General features: G+C 67.9%; 7 protein-coding genes. 3 read left to right on the top strand and 4 right to left on the bottom strand.

Translation table 11 applies throughout. The features are described 5' to 3' along the window. Window positions 1–103 precede the first annotated feature (103 nt). The gene (locus G6N20_RS04160; RefSeq protein ID WP_179961515.1) at window positions 104–1,531 is read left to right on the top strand and encodes a SagB family peptide dehydrogenase; all 1,428 of its coding nucleotides are present in this window, start codon (window positions 104–106) and stop codon (window positions 1,529–1,531) included. Here the strand turns inward: G6N20_RS04160 and G6N20_RS04155 are convergent. The 4 genes from G6N20_RS04155 to G6N20_RS04140 are packed head-to-tail and all read right to left on the bottom strand — an operon-like array spanning window position 1,480 to window position 15,562. After that, window positions 1,480–4,953 (bottom strand): non-ribosomal peptide synthetase, encoded by a 3,474-nt coding sequence (locus tag G6N20_RS04155; RefSeq protein WP_179961541.1) that lies wholly within the window; start codon window positions 4,951–4,953, stop codon window positions 1,480–1,482. The genes G6N20_RS04160 and G6N20_RS04155 overlap by 52 nt on opposite strands. Window positions 4,954–5,008: 55 nt before the next feature. After that, entirely contained in the window at window positions 5,009–9,562 is a 4,554-nt protein-coding gene (locus G6N20_RS04150; protein WP_083046326.1) for a non-ribosomal peptide synthetase, read from the bottom strand. Beyond that, window positions 9,559–14,598, bottom strand: a complete 5,040-nt coding sequence (locus G6N20_RS04145) for a non-ribosomal peptide synthetase (protein WP_083046325.1) — start codon at window positions 14,596–14,598, stop codon at window positions 9,559–9,561. The genes G6N20_RS04150 and G6N20_RS04145 overlap by 4 nt, the downstream gene beginning before the upstream one ends. A gap of 25 nt (window positions 14,599–14,623) precedes the next feature. After that, on the bottom strand, window positions 14,624–15,562 hold the full coding sequence (locus tag G6N20_RS04140; RefSeq protein ID WP_083046324.1) for a methionyl-tRNA formyltransferase: 939 nt from the start codon (window positions 15,560–15,562) through the stop codon (window positions 14,624–14,626). 171 nt (window positions 15,563–15,733) lie between these two features. Here G6N20_RS04140 and G6N20_RS04135 point away from each other — a divergent pair, with 171 nt between their 5' ends. Next, on the top strand, window positions 15,734–16,492 hold the full coding sequence (locus G6N20_RS04135) for a thioesterase II family protein (protein WP_083046323.1): 759 nt from the start codon (window positions 15,734–15,736) through the stop codon (window positions 16,490–16,492). A 2-nt stretch (window positions 16,493–16,494) separates the two neighbouring features. Continuing rightward, on the top strand, window positions 16,495–17,805 hold the full coding sequence (locus G6N20_RS04130) for a beta-ketoacyl [acyl carrier protein] synthase domain-containing protein (protein ID WP_372516323.1): 1,311 nt from the start codon (window positions 16,495–16,497) through the stop codon (window positions 17,803–17,805). The last annotated feature ends 63 nt before the right edge of the window (window positions 17,806–17,868 follow it).

Here is a 17,868-nt window from a genome sequence, read left to right as displayed (position 1 = left end):
GGGTGGATCAGCCGGCGGCCACTCCTGGCGGGCAGGTGTTTCGCCTGGCCTACGCTGAGGAACGCGGCACGAAGATTCGCAGTCAACACCGAAGGGTTGGCAATTGCCCGGCCTCAGCTACCCCGACCAAACGAGATTTGCGTTCCGTTCCGGCGTCACCTGCCTGACCACCCCCGCTGGAGCCGTGCTGCTGAGCCCGCCGCGTAGCGAGAGGCTGACCCGACTGTCCGCCGGTCAGCTACGGGCACTCAAGGCATTGAATCGGGGCCCGGCAACGGTTTCGGGGATGTCCGCACCCTCGGACCGAAGCGATGTCGGCGCCCTGATAGAGCGCATGGCCGCGAGCGGCTGGCTGACGATCACGGTGTGTGACGGTGAGGATCGCTACTCCATCGTGCCGTTCGGACAACCCCATCCGCGACCGGTGTCACCGTCGTCGGGATCGGCTGTGCTATCGAAATTCGCTGTGCTGCATCGGGACTCAGCGGGTTTGCTCCTCGAGCATCCGCTGGCATGGTGTGATGTGCGCATCCATGACGCACGCCTGCTCGTTCTGCTCGACGAGCCCGCAGCGGTCGACGTAGACCTGCCGACCGCCCTCGCCTCGCGGTTCATCGAGGACCTGCGCTGGGGTGGCATCCTGGTCTCCGCCGGCGACGAGGACCACAGCTTTGAGGCGCTGAGCTGGAGCGCACCGGATCTGTGGTTTCACCGGCGCAGCAGCCTTGGTGAGCGCACGATCACCTGGGAGCATTTCGGCCCGACCGGGTGGGCGAGGGGCCGCTTCCCCCAGCCTCCGGCACGCAGGACACGTTATCCCGGTGATCCGATCGCCCTTCCCGTCCCCGACCTGGCGGCCAACCGGGCACGCGACCCGACCCTGACGGCCGTCCTGGAGGATCGGGTTTCGACACGAACATTCGACGACGCCCACCCGATCAGCATCGACCAGCTGGCGGAGCTGCTGTACCGCACCGCGCGGACGCGCGGAACCCAGCCGGTCGGTGCGGACGAGGAACTGCTGTCGCGGCCATACCCTTCCGCTGGCGGCCTCTATGAACTCGAGCTGTACCCCGTGGCGCGTATTGTTGCCGGACTCGAGCCGGGCATCTATCACTACGACTCATTCGACCACGTGCTGCGCCCGGTGGCCGCCGCGGATTCGACGGCGATGGCCCGGCTGATAAAGCCGGCGGCGGCGACGCTGGCCGCGGGTGCCGAGCCGCAAGTGCTCATCGTTATGGCCGCACGGTGTGGTCGCATCACGTGGACCTACGAGCAGATCGGCTACGCCACCATCCTCAAGGATGTCGGTGTCCTCATGCAGACGATCTACCTGGCCGCGACCGCGATGGGCCTCGGCGCGTGTGCGCAAGCCTTTAGTGACACCGCCGCTTTCGTCTCGGCCACCGGGGTCGACGAACTGCAGGAGTGCAGCGTCGGCAGTATCGTCATCGGCTCGCCCGCCCCGAGCCAGCCCTACCCTTCGGCCAGTACCTCCTCGTCGGTTAAGGCCGCGACCTCGAGGTAGTGACGTGCGATCACGGCCAGTCGTTGCGGCGCACCGCGTTGGGCTTCACGGCTGTTGAGCCGCTCGGCGAAACCGGCCACGGTGCGGGTGGCAAACAGGTCGGAGACCACCGCGTGATCGATGTCCAGCCAGTCACGCACCCGGGCAATGACGGTGGTGGCCAACACCGAATCGCCGCCCAGCGCAAAGAAATCGTCGTGCACACCGACCGAAGCCGGGCCGGTGAGCCCCAGCACCTCGGCGACGATGTCGGCGAGCGCGGCCTCGACGTCGGTGCGCGGGCTGGCGTCTTCGGTTTCGGACGCGTCCGGTTCGAGCAGCGCGGTCACGGCCCGGCGGTCCAGTTTGCCGTTGGAGGTCAGCGGAATCTGCTCGAGAACGACGACCCGGGTGGGAACCATGTAGCTGGGTAGCAGCTCCGCCACCGCAGCGATGATGTCGCCGACGCCGCCGGGATCACCGGCGACGGCCGCCACCAGCTTGGGTGCGTTGGCACCGACCACGGCCGCGACGGCATGGCGCACCCCGGGGACCGTGCGAAGCGCGCTCTCCACGTCACCGAGCTCGACCCGGTAGCCGCGAATTTGCACCTGATGGTCGGCCCGGCCGAGGAATTCGATGGTGCCGTCGGGCCAGTATCTGGCCATGTCGCCGGTCCGGTACCAACGAACACCGTCGTAGTCGACGAATCGCAACGCGGTGCGTTCCGGGTCGTTGCGGTAGCCCGCGGCGACATTCGCGCCGCCGACCCATAACTCCCCGGGTACCCAGTCGGGGCAATCGCGGCCCGACGGCGCAACCACCCGACACCGCACGTTGCGTAGCGGAATCCCGAACGGCACGGTCGCCCAGTGCGCCGGCGGTTCGCCGGCCACCTCGCAGATGGTGCTGTGAATGGCCGTCTCGGTCGCACCGCCCAGGCCGGCGAACCGGCAGCCCGGCACCTGCGTGGCCAGCCTGCGGGCCAGATCAGCGCCCACCCAGTCACCGCCGACGATGACGGCACGCAACGATTCGCCCAGCCGGTCGCCGCCGAGCTGAAGGATCATATCGAGCATGCTCGGCACGCAGTTGAGGATCGAAACCCGGTGGTGGCGAAGCAATTCCACCCACGAGGTGGCGGCGGACTGCCGCTCGGAATCGACCATCACCACCGAGCCACCCACCGAGAGCAAGCCGAAGATGTCGTAGACCGACAGGTCGAATTCGAGTGCGGACAGCGCAAGCGCTCGATCGGTGCCGCCGACCGCGAACCACTCGTTGACGGCGTCGATGGTGTTCATCGCCGCGCGGTGGGATACCTCGACGCCCTTGGGCTGGCCCGTGGAGCCGGACGTGAAGATCACGTAGGCGATCTCGCCGGTATCGGAAATCTCCGGGGCCGGCAGCGGCTGCCGATGGTCGCGCGCCGCGTCGATGGACACGCACGGGATCGGGACCCCAATGTCTGCGCCGTCCACCGTCAGCGCCGCAACAACATCGGCGGTCTGCAAGATCTTGGCGCGGCGCCGGTCTGGCTGGTCGAATCCGATGGGCACGTACGTGCCGCCGGCGGCGAGTATGCCCAACACCGCCAAGACTTGCTCGCGACCCTTGGGTAGCTGGACGGCGACCGCGTCGCCCCGCCGCACGCCGTGAGCGCGCAGCGCGCCCGCGACGGCCAGCGAACTCTCGGCCAGCTCCCGGTAGCGCCACACGCCCGCGCTGTCCCCCACGCCCCATACCACGGCCGGGGCATCCGGGCTGGCCGCGGCGTGTTCGAAAAAGCCTTGATGCAGGCACCGTCGGCTGGCCGGTCCGCCGGTGGCGTTGATCGCCGCGCGCACCGCCGCCTGGGCGGCCGGCAGCTCGACCGCGGCCCGGGCGTCCCAGCCCGCATCGCCGTCGGCGAGCCGGTCGACGGCCTCGGTGAACCGGGTGAACATGGCATCGATCAGGCCGTGCGGGAACGCCGACTCGCGGACGTCCCAGTTCACCAGCAAGCCGCCGCGCAGCTCGGTGACCTGGGCATCCAGCAGCACCTGCGGCCCCTGCGAGACGATCCACACCGGCTCGCCAAAGGTCTGGATGACGTTGTCGGCAAACAGCTCACCCAAATCGAGGGCACTGGTGAAAACGACCGGGGCCAGCACCGGCTCGCCCCGGTATCTGCCCAAATCCCGCAGCACCTCTAATCCGGAATAGGCGGCGTGTGAACCACTTTCGTACATGCTGCGCTGAATCGCGCGGGCCCGGTCGGCCACCGACACATTTTCGGTGACATCGACCTCCAGCATGACCGACGTGGTGAAGTCTCCGATCACCCGGTCGATGTCCGGGTGCACCGGTTCACGGTGAAACAGCGGCACATTCAACAGAAAGCGGCCTTGGGCCGACCATCCGCCGATGGTGTCGGCGAAGATCGCCGCCAACGCCATGGCCGGCGTGACCCCACGCGCATGTGCCCCGGCGATCAGCGTCCGCTTGCCACCCGGCGCCAACCAGTGGTGGTAGCGCACGGTGCGATGAGGCGCCCGACGATCCCCGACCGGGACGGTCGGCAGTTCGGGCGCGCCGGGCATCTCCGGCAACCGCTGCCGCCACCACTGCCGGTCCCGGTCATGCGCGAGGCTATCCGGTTGGCGTTCGGTACGATAACGCCGGTAGCTGTAGCCGGGGGCCGCAGGCGTCGCCCCTTGGTACAGCTCGGCCAGATCCGAGACCAGCACGCGATAGCTCATCGCGTCGCCCGCCAGCATGTCGATGTCCAGGTGCAGCCGGTTGCGGTCGTCACAGCGGGTCAGCGTGATCTCGATGACCTGGCCGTCTTCAATTCTGAGGCGCTGGTGGGTTTTACGGTCACGCAGTTCGGCCAACGCAGCGTCCACGGTCTCGGGACTGCGTCCACGCAGATCGACCACGCTGAACACCGGCCCACCCGGTCCGGGCATGGTTTGCTGAGTCCCGTCCGGCAGGAATCGGGTGCGCAGCATCGGATGCATCGCGATGAGATCGGACACCGCACGTTCCAGGCGCCCGGGATCTACCTGCCTACCGTCGAATTCGACGTACAGGTGGGCGGCGACCCCGCCCAGCTCTTGCTCGTCGGAGCGGCCAATCCAGTACGCGTGCTGCATGGTCGCCAATGGGAAAGGGGTTTGGTCGGCCGCAGCATCAACGGGTCCGGCCACCGTCGGCTGTGCCGGGGCGGCACCCGCATCCCCGCTGAGCAGGCCGTACCACGACGCAACCGTCGGGCTGGCCGCAAGTTCTGCGAACGTGACGTGGGCGCCACGCTGGCGCCAGCCCCCGGCCAGCGCCATCATGCGGATCGAGTTCAGGCCCAGCCGAATGAGATCGTCGTGGTCGGCGACGTCTTGTGCGGCGCAACCGAGTTCGGCCGCAACCGTAGCCCTGATCTGGTCCTTGCTGATCCACTCGATATCCCGCGGCTCCATTCATGTCCCTTTCATGCCACCTGGTCCGGCCCGCCTAGCTCTAGCCGGGGTTGCGGTCCACGCCAGCCGCCAGCGCGGCGATTCCCCGCTGCCAGAATTGCGTCATGCGGTCGATGTCCGACGATGTGAACAGGGCAGCACACCAGCGCCAGTTGCTGATCAGTTGTGTTCCGTCGGGGGTGCTGGCGACAAATGCGCTGAGGTTCAAGGCGAACCGCAGCGGCAGCTCGGGCTCGGGATCGTCCGGGAGAGCATCGAGATAGGGACCGGCCAATGGCGACCAGGGCTGGTCGGTCACACCGAGGTCCAGACGCCCCAGATAGCTGAACTGAATCTGTGGTTCGGCGGTCTCCCGCAACTCGGGGACCTCGGCCACATAGCGCAGCAGGCCGTAATCCAAACCGTCGTTGGGGATCGCGCCAAGGTGGCAGACCACCGACTCCAGCAGGGCCCGAGCCGCCCCCGAATCCCGTTCGGCCCGCTCGATATCGACCGCCGCCGCACCGGCTCCGAGCCGCACCGGGAACGCGCTGGTGAACCATCCGACGGTGTTGGTGGTGTCGGTGTTCATGACGGCATCGGCGCGACCATGGCCCTCCAAGGCCACCAGGGTGCCCGACGCCGGATCCTGCGCACGTTCGCGCCGCCAGCTTGCAATGGTCATCGTGGCCGCGGCCAACAAGAATTCACGCACACCTTCCTCGCGGGTGATCGTGGAAAGCATGCGCTCGGTGACGTCGACCGGGGTGACCACCCGGGTGACTCGCAGTGTGGACCAGGTATCGCGTGTCGGGTCCGGGCGCCGCGCTCCCAACACGGGATCGGGTTCGCCGACCTGCCCGGCCCAGTACTGGCGTTGGGCATGCACCTCTGGGGCAGCGGCCCGTTGCCACATCAGCGCACACCATCGACGGTACGACGTGAACTCCGACAGCATCTTGGGCGCCGTGCCGGCCGTCACGCAGCGCCATGCTTCCGCGAGATCGCCCAGCATGATGTGCCAGGACACCACGTCCACCGTCAGGTGGTGAGCGGTGAGCAGCAGCACCTCGCCGTGCTCGGCACCGGAGAACCAAACCGATCGCACCATCGCACCGGCGCGCGGATCGATCTGATCCAACACACCGCGAGCGGTGCGGCTAATGGCCGAGATCAGTTCGTCGTCAGTGGGTTTCGCCAGTTCTACCCGGGTAAGCAGGTCGGCGGCACGGACCACGCCGGGTTCGCGGGTGACCAGACGCGGGCCCGCCGGGGTGTCGATCAAAATGGATCGCAGGGTGTCGTGACCATCGAGCAGCAGCTGCAGCATCGACTCGATGGACGAGTGGTCGATGCCGGTGGGCAGCCGAAGCAATACGGTATGGGTGAAACGTCGATAGTTGCCGTGCTCGTACAGCCAGGACACCATCGGTAACGGCAGCACCTCACCCTGGTCGGGGTCCGTAACGGCCGCATCCGAACCGGCCGCCGCGTCGATGGCGGCCGCGAGCTGGCGAATGGTCGGAGCGCCCAGCACCGTCCGCGGACTCAACGCCAGACCCCGTCGTCTCGCCTTGTGCACCAACGAGATCGCCACAATGCTGTCCAACCCGAACAGGAAGAAGTCGTCGTCGAGGTGTGGCACCACCCCGTTGAACTGCTCGGCGAACAGTTCGCACAGCGATCGCTCGGTGGCGGTGCACGCCGACCCTGCCTCACCCACGGGGACCGTCGACAGCGCGTCCTCGGCCAACCGGTCCAGGGCATGGCCGTCCAGTTTGCCGTTGGCGTTCACCGGCAGCGCAGGCAGCGCCACGATCCTGGCCGGAACCATGTAGGACGGCAGGCGTTTGGCGAGCGCGGCGCGCAGCCCAGCCAGGTCACCCTCGACGTTGTCTTGCCACACCACAAAACCCACCAGGATGGTGCCGGTTTCGCGGGACAAGACCGACACCGCCGCGTCGTGTACCTGGGTCTGGCCACGCAACGCGGCCTCGATCTCACCGAGCTCGACCCGGTGGCCCCGAATCTTCACCTGGGTGTCGCCACGGCCCAGATAGGCGTAGCCACCGTGCGGCAGCCGCCGCACCACATCGCCGGTGCGGTACATGCGTTGGCCCGGGCGGAACGGGTCGGCCACAAAACGGGCCGCGGTCAGTCCAGACCCGCCGATGTAGCCACGAGCCAGCTGCGCGCCGGAGAGATACAGCTCACCCACCACACCGTTGGGCACCATCCGCAGCGCCGAGTCCAACACGTAGCCGAACGTTCCGGCGTTCACCGTGCCGATCGTCGGCGTCGGATGCTCGTCGACCCGGGCCACCACCGCTTCGACCGTCATCTCGGTCGGGCCGTAACAGTTGTACACCGCGGTGGGCGACAGCCCGCGCAACTGCTCCCACAGCGAGCGGTCGATGGCTTCGCCACCCAGGGCGAGCACCGCGAGGTTGTGATCCGCCAGTCCCGCGGCTCGAAGCTGCCCGAACATCGACGGGGTGGTGTCGATCATGTCGATCCGGTGGGCGGCCATGCCCAGCACCAGCCGATCGGCGTCGCGCATTTCCTCGGGGTCGAACAGATGCAGCCAATGACCGTCGAGCAGGCCGACCATCGGCTGCCATGAGGCGTCAAAGCCCAGCGACCAGGCATGCGCGATCCGCATCGGGCGGCCCAGGCGCCCCGACGCCGCCCGATACACCCGCTCGCGATGGTCGGCGTAATAGCTCAGCAGCGCGGCATGGGTGCCGATGACGCCCTTGGGTTCACCGGTCGAGCCGGAGGTGAAGATGACATAGGCGCTGTGGCTGGGATGACGGGAAACTGTCGGGGCAGCGGCTGCACGTCGCGAAATGCGCTCCGAGACACCGGGATCGTCGATGATCAGGGTGGGGATACCCGCCGTGACCAGTTCCGAGCAGCCGGCTTCGGTGACGGCAAGCAACGGATTGGCCTGCCGGAAAATGGATTCGATGCGAGCGGCCGGCAGCGTGATGTCGACGGGCAGATAGGCGCCACCGGCGGCCAGCACGCCGAGAATGGCGACGATGGACCGAGACGAGCGTGGCAGCACCAGGGCGACAACGGCTTCCGGGCCTACCCCGCGTTCGGCCAGCTCGCCCGCCAGCCGGGCGGCGTCATCGTACAGTTCGGCATAGGTATAGCGCTCACCACCGCCGGTGCTCAGGGCGACCGCATCCGGCGTGGCGGCGACCTGCCGCTCGAAGGCCTGCCACACCGTGTCATCCGGGGTGGGCGCCGAACGGGCCGCGAGGTCATCGCATGCGGCGCGCTCGGCCGCGATGAGAACGTCGAGCGCGTCGGGGGTTTGGTCGCCAACTTCGGGCAGCTGGTCCAGCACACCGACCAAACGCTGGCAGATCTCGGCGGCCGGAAGGTGCGGCAGCGCCTCGCGGATCGCCTCGACAACCACCACCAGCGCGTCGTCTCTGGTGTGCGCGACCACGGTCACCGGGTAGTGAGTCAGGCTCTCGCCCTTGACCGGGCGGAATCGGACGCCGTCGGGTGTGGTCACCGGGCGAATGGCGTCCTCGATCGGGGCGTTCTCGAACACGAACAGGCTGTCGAACAAGGCTCCGTGGCCGTGAGCGCGCTGGAGTTCCGACAGGCTGAGATAGCCGACGTCCCGCATCGCCGATGTCTCGCGCTGCAACCGCGCACATTGCTCGACCACCGCGGCGGTGCCGCTGAGGTGGTGCACCACCGGCACCGTGTTGACGAACAACCCCACCATGGTCTCCACGCCGGGCAAGTGCTCCGGGCGGCCGGAGACCACGGTGCCCACGACGACGTCGCGACGGTCGGTGAGCCTGCCGAGCAGCACGATCCAGGCGAACAACACCGCGGTGTTGAGCGTGAGCCCGTTGTCGCCGGCCCAACGCCGTAGCCGGGCCGTACCGTCGGCGGGCAGCAGCGATTCCGACGTCTCCGGTACGTCACCACCCGCACCGACCGGGCCCATCGCTGGGCCGTTCGCCACCATCAGCGGCCCGGACACCCCCCGCAGATAGTGGGTCCACTTGGCGATCGCGGCCTCCCTGTCCTGCCCCGCCAGCCAGGCGATGTAGTCCCGGTAGGGACGCGGGGTGGGCAACCCGTCGGCCGATCCCCCCGCCCGGTACACGGCGAGCATCTCGGTGAAGAACACACCGAGCCCCCAGCCGTCCATCAGAATGTGGTGCGCGGTGAAAATCAGCCGGTACCGCCGCTCACCGGGCACTGCGAGCAGCACCACGCGCAATGCCGGGCCGCGGCTCAAATCAAACGGCCGGCGCCGCTCCGATCGCGCAATGGACTCGAATTCCGTTGGTATGGCGACGCGTTGGGACCACGGCAGCTCCGCGTGGGCCGGCACGATCTGCACCGGCTTGGGCACATCGCGATCCCAGAACGCCGCGCGCAGATTCGGGTGCCGGTCCAGCATGGCCTGAGCGCTGCGGCGGAGCAGCTCGACGTCAAGCGGTCCGTCGATATCGGCCACGAACTGCATGGTGTAGACGTCGATGCCGTCCTCGGCCAGCCGGGATAACGCGAACAGCCCTTCCTGCAGGGGGCTGAGGGCGAGAACGTCCTCGATCCGCGGCGGTGAGCTGGTCACGAGTGTCGCTGCCAGGACGCCGTGAGCTCGGCCAACGCCTCGGCGCTCAGACCCGAGGCGCTCATCGGCGCGCTCCGGCTTTCGGGTGTCGAATCGGCCTCGGCCGCAGGCCGATCGGCGGCCGCGTCGACCGCCGCGGCCAGCTCGGCGATGGTCATGTGCTCGAACACCATCGCCGGGGTCAACGGCAAGCCCTGGGCGGCGGCGCGAGCCGACCATTGCACGGACACGATGCTGTCACCGCCGAGCGCGAAAAAGTTGTCGTCGCGATCGACGCCGGTGATCTCGAGCAACTCCTCAAGCAGGCCAATGAGGGCTTGTTCGGTTTCCACGCTGCCGCCGATCCTCGGCCGGGACCATTGCGGCTCGGCCGGGGTCGGCGCGGTACGCAGCCGGTGCAGGTCGGCCGCCGACAGCAACTCCAGCGTGGACACCGCGGAGTCCGGGGTCGTCGCGAACGCGTCCAGTGCGGCGTCGAGGGCATCGGCAATCAGCGCAACGGTCTGGGGTTGGTAGAGATCCGCGTTGCCGACCACCCGCACGTCCAGGTCGGCGTCCGGTGTCACGTTCAGGGCCACGTTCAGATCCAGCAGGGAGATCTCGAAGTCCATCGGCACCGGTGCGACCGTGGTTTCGCCGGTCCCGGTGAGATCACGTGGCAGCAGTGCCCAGTCCTCGCCACGGAAGTGGATCGAGGTCTGGAACAGCGGATGGTTGCGCGACGGCGACCGCGGCGGGTTGATCGCCTCCACCAAGCGCTCGATGGGAAGCTCCTGGTGTGCCAGCGCATCGAGCACCACCTCGCGGCTGCGCGCCAGGATGGCGCGCAGGCTGGGGTCGCCGGACAGGTCGGTGCGCAGCACCACCACGTTGGCGCACGGGCCGGTCAGTTCTGCGGTGGTGACGTCGACCCGGGACGCCACCGGGCTGCCGATGGCGATGTCGGTGCCACCGCCCAGCTGGTGTAACACGACCGCGAGAGCCGCCTGGTAAACCGTGAACTCGGTGGTGCCGGATTGCTCGGCCAGCCGGACCAGGGCGGCCCGGCGGGCCGCGGAGACCGGGAAATTCACCACTTCCCCCCGCCTGCCCAGGACCGGCGGGCGCGGGTGGTCGGCGGCTACCGAGATGTCGGCGGGCATTCCGGCCAAGGCCGCACGCCAGTACGCCAGCTCAGCCTGCGCCCATTCGCCCGGTGCGTCGAAGGTATTTCGTTGCCACACAGCGTAATCGGCGAACTGAAGTGGCTTCGTGGCCCACCGCGGCGCGGCGCCGGCCAACCGCGCGCGGTAGGCGGTGATGAGGTCTTCGAAGACGACGCCCAGTGAGCTGTGATCGGTGACGATGTGATGGACGAGCAAGAGCAGCAGGCGCGAATCCGGGGCAAGCACCAGCAGGGTTGGCCTGATCAGGGGTTCGGACTCCAGGGCGAACACATAGCGACGCAGCTCGGCGATGGTCGCGTCGAGCCGGTCGGCGGTGGTCTCGACGACGGCTAGCCGCACCTGCAAACTGGGGTGCACATGTTGATACGGGACGCCTTGGCGTTCGACGAAGTTCGTGCGCAGCACCTCGTGACGGGCCACCACGTCGTTGACCGCCTCGGCAAGCACCGCGGTGTCCAGCGGACCGTTGAAGCGAAGCGCGAGAGCCATGTTGAAGACGTCGTTGGCGCCCCTCAACCGGTACTGGAACCACATGGCCAGCTGCGAGTAGGACAACGGGGGCCATGGGGGCCGAACGCGGTCGACGAGTTCCGGGCGAGACGACCGAGCAGCTGACCGCGGCACCGTGTCGTCACCGGTTTCCTCGGATTCCGTCGCGTCCAGCTCGATATCGAACTCGGCGCGAAACCGCTCGACCAGCCGCGCCGCCAAGCCGGCCGGGGTTGGGGTATCGAACACCGCGCGCACGCTGAGCTCCGTGCCGAACTCGGCGCGGATCTGCGCGACCAGCCGGGCCGCCAGCAGGGAATGGCCGCCCAGGCCGAATAAGGAGTCGTCGGCGCCGACCTGCTGCCAGCCGAACAACCGCGCGAAGATGGCGCACATCCGGCGCTCGGTGGCCGTCGCCGGCTCGCGGTAGCGGCGTGCCGCGACCGGGGTGGGCGCGGGCAGTGCCCGCCGGTCCAGCTTGCCGCTCACGGTCAGCGGGATCTCGGGGATCACCGCAAACGCGTTGGGCACCATGTATTCCGGCAACAGCGACCCGGCATGTGTCCGTATCTCGTCGAGATCCACGTGCGCGGAATGGCTTTCGTCGGCCATCGGAACCAGGTATGCGGCCAGGATCGGTCCGGCCTCGGTGTCTTCGGCCACGACCAGGCAGTGTCGCACCGCCGGATGTGTGGCGATCACGGACTCGACCTCGCCAAGTTCGATGCGGAAACCACGAACCTTGACCTGCTCGTCGGCCCGGCCGACGAATTCCAGCTCGCCAGCGATGTTGCGGCGAACCAGATCTCCCGTTCGATACATCCGCATGCCCGGGTTGTAGGGGTCGGCGACGAATCGCTCCGCGGTCATCCCGGGACGACCCAGATAGCCACGCGCCAACTGGACACCACCGAGGTAGAGCTCACCGATCACCTCGACGGGCACCGGCTGCAACTCCTCGTCCAAGACATAGGCGTAGACGTTGCGGTTGGGCACGCCGATCGGGACCACCCGCGCGCCATAGGAGCCCCTGACCCGCATGTGCGTCGCGCAGACGACGGCCTCGGTCGGGCCGTAGTGATTGCGTAACTCCGCGTCGAAGTAGCGGGCGAACTTGTCGGCCACTTCACCGGCAAGCGCCTCGCCACCCACCGGCACGTGACGCAGCTGCCGCCACTGGTTCACCTGCGGCAGCAGCAGCACGGTGCTCAGTACCGACGGCACCATGTGCAGCACGGTGACGCCGTGGCGACCAATCAGATCGGCCACATAGCCGATGTCGGTGAACGCGTCGGGCTTGGGCACGATCAGCCGTGCGCCGAGCGACAACGTGACCAAGATGTCCAGCAGCGACGCGTCAAAGCTCACCGACGACGACTGCAATAGCCGGTCTTCGGCGGTCATGCTCCACTCGGCGATGAAGCCATCCACGTGCTCGGCGATGGCGTGATGCGCAACCGCCACCCCCTTGGGCTGGCCGGTGGAGCCGGAGGTGTAGATGACGTAGGCCAAGTGCTCGGGATGCAGCGGACGGATACGCTCGGCGTCGATGAGCGCGCCGTCGGGCAGCCCGGCGGCGGCCCGCTCGGCGGCCTCCAGGTCGTCCCGCCCGAGGACAGTCCGCGGGCGGGCGTCGGTGACCAGGTAGTCGATGCGATCCGGCGGGTAGGCCGGGTCGATCGGCAGATAGGCCGCGCCGGATTTGAGCACCGCGAGCATCGCGACGATGAACTCGATCGACGTGGTCAAGCGTAGGCCAATGATGTCGTCGGCGCCGAATCCCTGTCCGATGAGCCAGCGCGCCAGCCGATTCGCCCGGCGGTGCAATTCGGCGTAGGTCAGCTCAGCGGTGTCGGAAGCCAGCGCGACCGTATCGGGTCGGGCGTTGGCAGCGGTTTCGAGCATCGCCACCATGGTGGTGGCGGGCGTGGCCACCAGTTCGCCGTGGGACAGCGCCAGGACGGCAGCCCGCTCGCCGGGGCCAAGCATGTCCAGGCTGACCAGCCGCCGCCCGGGCTCGGCCAGCGCACGGTCCAACAGCTGCAGGTAGTGCGCCAGCATCTGATCGACCAGGGCCGCGTCCAGCACATCGACCTGGTACTCCAACTCGACGATCGCCGGGTCGAGGACCACCGCGACAGAAAGCGGCAGGTGGGCCGTCACGGCGCCCAGCTCGTCGAGTTGGCGCACCGTGACGCCGTCCAACCTGAAATCGCTCACGCTCTTGCGCATGGAAAAGCCCAGCCGCACCAGCCGGTCCATGCCGTCGTGTCCCATCCGCTCCGGGTTGACTTCGCGCACCACCCGGTCGATGCCGACGGACCGGTGGGCAAAGCCGTCCAGGCAGGTCTGGCGCACGGCGTCGACGAACGAGGCGAAGGTGTCCTGCGACCGGGGGGTGAGCCGCAGCAACAGCGTGTTGCCGAAATACCCGATGGCACCGGCCGCCGCGGCCTTACGCTCGGTTACCGGCACGGAGACCAGGAAATCCGGCGCCCCGGTGTAGCGGCGCACCAGCACGCCGAAGGCCGCCAACAGCACCACGAACGGCGACGCGGAGCGCTTCCGGGCAAAGTCCTCAACCCTGCCGAGCAGCTGGGCAGGCAGCGCCCGGGTTCGACGTTGCGCCTGCCGGGACGGGCGGGCGGCCGCCGAGCCGGGCAGCGCCAGCGGTTCGGGTGGCGGCCGCAGCGTGTCGGCCCAGTAGCCGACGTCGGCCACGGTGGGCTCACCCGAGTTGTCCAGCACTTCGACCGCGACGAACTGCGGCGGCCGACCGCCGAGTTGATGCCCGTGGTACGCGGCGCTCAGCTCGTCGAAGAAGACCGCCCAGCAGTCGTCGTCCCAGCAGATGTGATGCACGACCAGCAGCACCACGAACTCGTGTGTACCGGTGCGCATTAGGGTTATCCGCAGCGGCAATTCGTCGGTGAGGTCGAATGGTCGGCCAAACTCGTCGTGTGCGCGGGCCTCGATCCGCCGGTCCCTGCCCTCCTCCGGGATGTAAGTCAAATCTTCTGTCCGCCAACCGATCTCGACGTCATCGAAGAATATCTGGTATGGCTCCCCCTCGGTGTCCACACGAAAGCAGGTGCGCAGGATGGCGTGGCGTGCAACGACGGCACGAAAGGCCGCCGACAACCGCTGCTCGTCTAGCGCGCCGGTCAGCCGATAGGCCACGCAGATGTTCAATGTGGTGTCACCGGGGTCCATCGACTGCAGAAACCACATCCGGCGCTGACCGCTCGACAGCGGGTAACGCTGGCCCGCGCACACCGCCGCATCGTCCACCGGTTGCGCTGCCGCCACACCGCTGTCGGCGATGCGTCTGCGCAGCAGTTCGCGACGACGTTCCCGCACTGACCTGGCATCGTCTGCCATAGCTCGCCCCACTCCCTCGCCGGAATTACGTCTGGCTACCCAGGTAGCCGCCGCGCACAAAGAACTCATCCCCGCGGTGCTCGGCTGTGTCCGCGGTGCGAACGCGGGTGATCACCAGCCCGCGGTTGCCGCCCCGATAGGCGCTCGGCCCGCACACCACCGCACCGCCCCCCTCCTGCACGACCACCCGCCCGGGCGTGCCCCCGAAACGGGCCTGCGACACCCGCGCCTGCAGCACCTCGATCCGCACGCCCCGGTAGTAGGTGAACGCGCGCGGATAGGGGTCGGACAACGCTCGGACGAACCGTTCGAGATCCTCGGCCGGCCAGCTCCAGTCGATCAAACTGTCGCGCTGCGACCGCTTGTGGAAATAGGTCCGTTCGGCCTTGTTCTGCGGCCGCCACACCGCGGTGCCGGACTGCAGCGCACGCAGCGCATCGGCCAGCGCACCCGGAATCAACTCCATCGCCCGCATCACCAGCTCGGTGCCGGTGTCGGTGGGACCGATGGGCAGCGAGCGCTGGATCAGGATGTCGCCGGTGTCCAGGCCGTCGTCCATCCGGTGCACCGTCAACCCGACCTCGGACTCGCCGCTGATCAACGCCCACAGCACGGGGGAAAACCCGGTGAACTTCGGCAGCAGCGAATCGTGCAGGTTCAGCGTCCCGTGCGGCGGCAGGTTGTACAGCTCGGCCGGCATCCTGGTGTACCAGCTGTTGACGACGATGACCTCGGGTTCGGCGCGTTTGACCAGGTCTATGGTGTCGGCGTCAACCCGCTCGGCCAGGTGCACCGGGATGCCGTGGGCGCGGGCAAGGTCCTCGACCGAGTCCGAGAAGATCGCCTTGTACGGCTGCTGGCTGGCCGGGTGGGTGACCGCGAGCACGACGTCGTGATCCAGATCGATCAGCGCCTGCAGCGTCTTGCGCCCCCAGGTCTGGAAGCCGAACGACACGACGCGCATCGGTACCAATCCCCTCAACTGTGCAACCGTCGGCCAGCGCTGGACGTCGTGCTGGAGCCCACCGCCGCAACCACCCAACCACAAGCTCAGCAGCTTATGTTAGCCTTCGCTAAGTTATATGGCTCGTGCGGTTGCCGCGAAACCATCGCGGGCCACGAAAGGCGGGAGTGCATGCCACGCAAACTTGGGTGGATCAGGCAATTCCACACACCGGATTCACCCGAGAGCCTTCCGCTGCTGATCTTTCCGCACGCCGGCGCCGGCGCCTCGGCCTACCGCGAATTCTCGAAGGCATGCAGCACGAGGTTCGACGTCATCGTCTTCCAATACCCCGGACGCCAGGACCGCGCCGCCGAAGCATTGTTGGGCTCGCTGCCCGAGATCGCCGCGGGAGCGTTCGCCGAATTCTGCGCGTCGGATCGCAATCGCGGCGTCCCGATCGTCACCTTCGGTCACAGCATGGGGGCGCTCGTCGCCTTCGAGTTCGTCCGGATCGCGGAGGCTTCGGGGATCGACGTCAGGCAGCTCAACGTGTCCGCCGCGGTTGCCCCCTGCAACGCCGCGGCCATGCCGGCGCATCCCCGGACCGACGAGGAGCTGCTCGCGCACCTGACGGCCCTCGAGGGAACCGACCCGGGTGTCTTCGCCAACAACGACGTCATGAGGCTGGCGCTACCCGTGGTGCGCGCCGACTTTGCCGCCTTCGACTCCTACCGCTGCGCCGACCACGTCCAGGTCACCGCCCCGATTCACGCGATGGGCGGTGATCAGGACCCGTATGTCAGGCTGGGGGATCTCCACGCTTGGGGTAAACACACCGGCAGCGTCGCGGTCACGATGTTCGCCGGCGGGCATTTTTACCTGCACGAGCACATCGAGGCGATCGCCGACCTGGTGGCCTCCGGCGCCTACTGTGAGCAGCGCGCGTGAGCATCGACGGGGGCACACCGGCGCCGTCAACCGACCCGATCGTCATCGCCGGGCTGGCCGTGGAGGCGCCCGGCGGAATCGACAGTCCCGGTGCCTTGTGGTCAGCGCTTGCCGAGTCCCGGGAGTTGATCGGGCCGTTTCCGCGCGATCGTGGCTGGCCCCTCGACGATCTGCTGTCGCTGTCCCGACTCGAGGGCTGGGGGCAGGTGTGCGACGCCGGCGGATTCATGGACAGTGCAACAACATTCGACCCGCCCTTCTTCGGCATCACCCATCGCGAGGCCATTGCGATGCACCCGCAGCAGCGGGTGGCGATGCGGGTGGCGTGGAAGGCGTTGGAGAATTCCGGGATCAATCCCGCCTCGGTCGAGGGCGAGTTCGGCGGCTGCTTCGTCGGGATGTCGATGACCGAATACGGTTCGCGCACGGCGGTGGCCGATGCCTACACCGGTCACCGGACTGTCGGTATGGGACAGCTAGGGGGTGCCGCCCGGATCTCGCATTGCCTGGGACTGACCGGGCCCTCCATCAGTCTCGATTCGGCCTGTGGATCGTCGTTGACCGCGGTGCAGCTGGCCGCCAACGCGGTGTTGACCGACGAGTGCGAGTGGGCGCTTGCCGGCGCGGTCTGCGTGCTGGGGGCGCCGACGGCGTTCTACGAGTTCGCCAAGCTCAACGCCCTGTCCAAGGACGGGCATTGCCGGGCATACTCCGACGATGCCTCGGGAACCGTCTGGGGCGAGGGCGCGGGAATGGTTCTCGTGGAACGCCAATCACGGGCCCGGCAACTGGGACACCGAATCTACGGACACATTCTGGCCGTCCGTACCAATCACAACGGCAAGGGCAAGCCGATCCTGATCCCCCGGGTGCCCGCGCAGGAACAGCTGATTCGTAAGACGATCGACGCCGCCGGAATCGATCCGGCCGACGTCGGCATGATCGAAGGTCACGGCACCGCAACCCTGGCCGGCGACCCCGTCGAATTGCTGGCCCTTTTCCAGACCTACGGCGCGGCGGGCAGCCAGGCGCTGTTGGGCTCGATCAAATCCAACGCCGGGCATGCGCAAGCGGCGGCCGGCATCCTCGGATTGATCAAACTGCTGCTCGCGGGCCAGCACGGCGTCATTCCGCCCACCCTGTTCGCGGACAATCCGACCCAGCGGCTGCCCTGGGACTCCACAGGCCTGCGCCTGGCCACCACGCTGCAGGAATGGCGGCCAAAAGACGGCTTCCGCTACGGGGCCGCATCGTCGTTCGGCGCCGGCGGCGCCAATGCGCACGCGATCATCGCCATGCCCGCGAGAGCGTGAGAGGGTGCGACGGTGACACCGCCTAGCTACCGGCTTCCCAACGGCACCATTCCCGTCCTGCTG

Origin of the sequence: Mycobacterium shinjukuense, from assembly GCF_010730055.1 — a bacterium.
In the GTDB taxonomy this organism is placed as follows: Bacteria; Actinomycetota; Actinomycetes; order Mycobacteriales; family Mycobacteriaceae; genus Mycobacterium; species Mycobacterium shinjukuense.
This window is presented reverse-complemented; position numbering and strand designations above follow the sequence as displayed.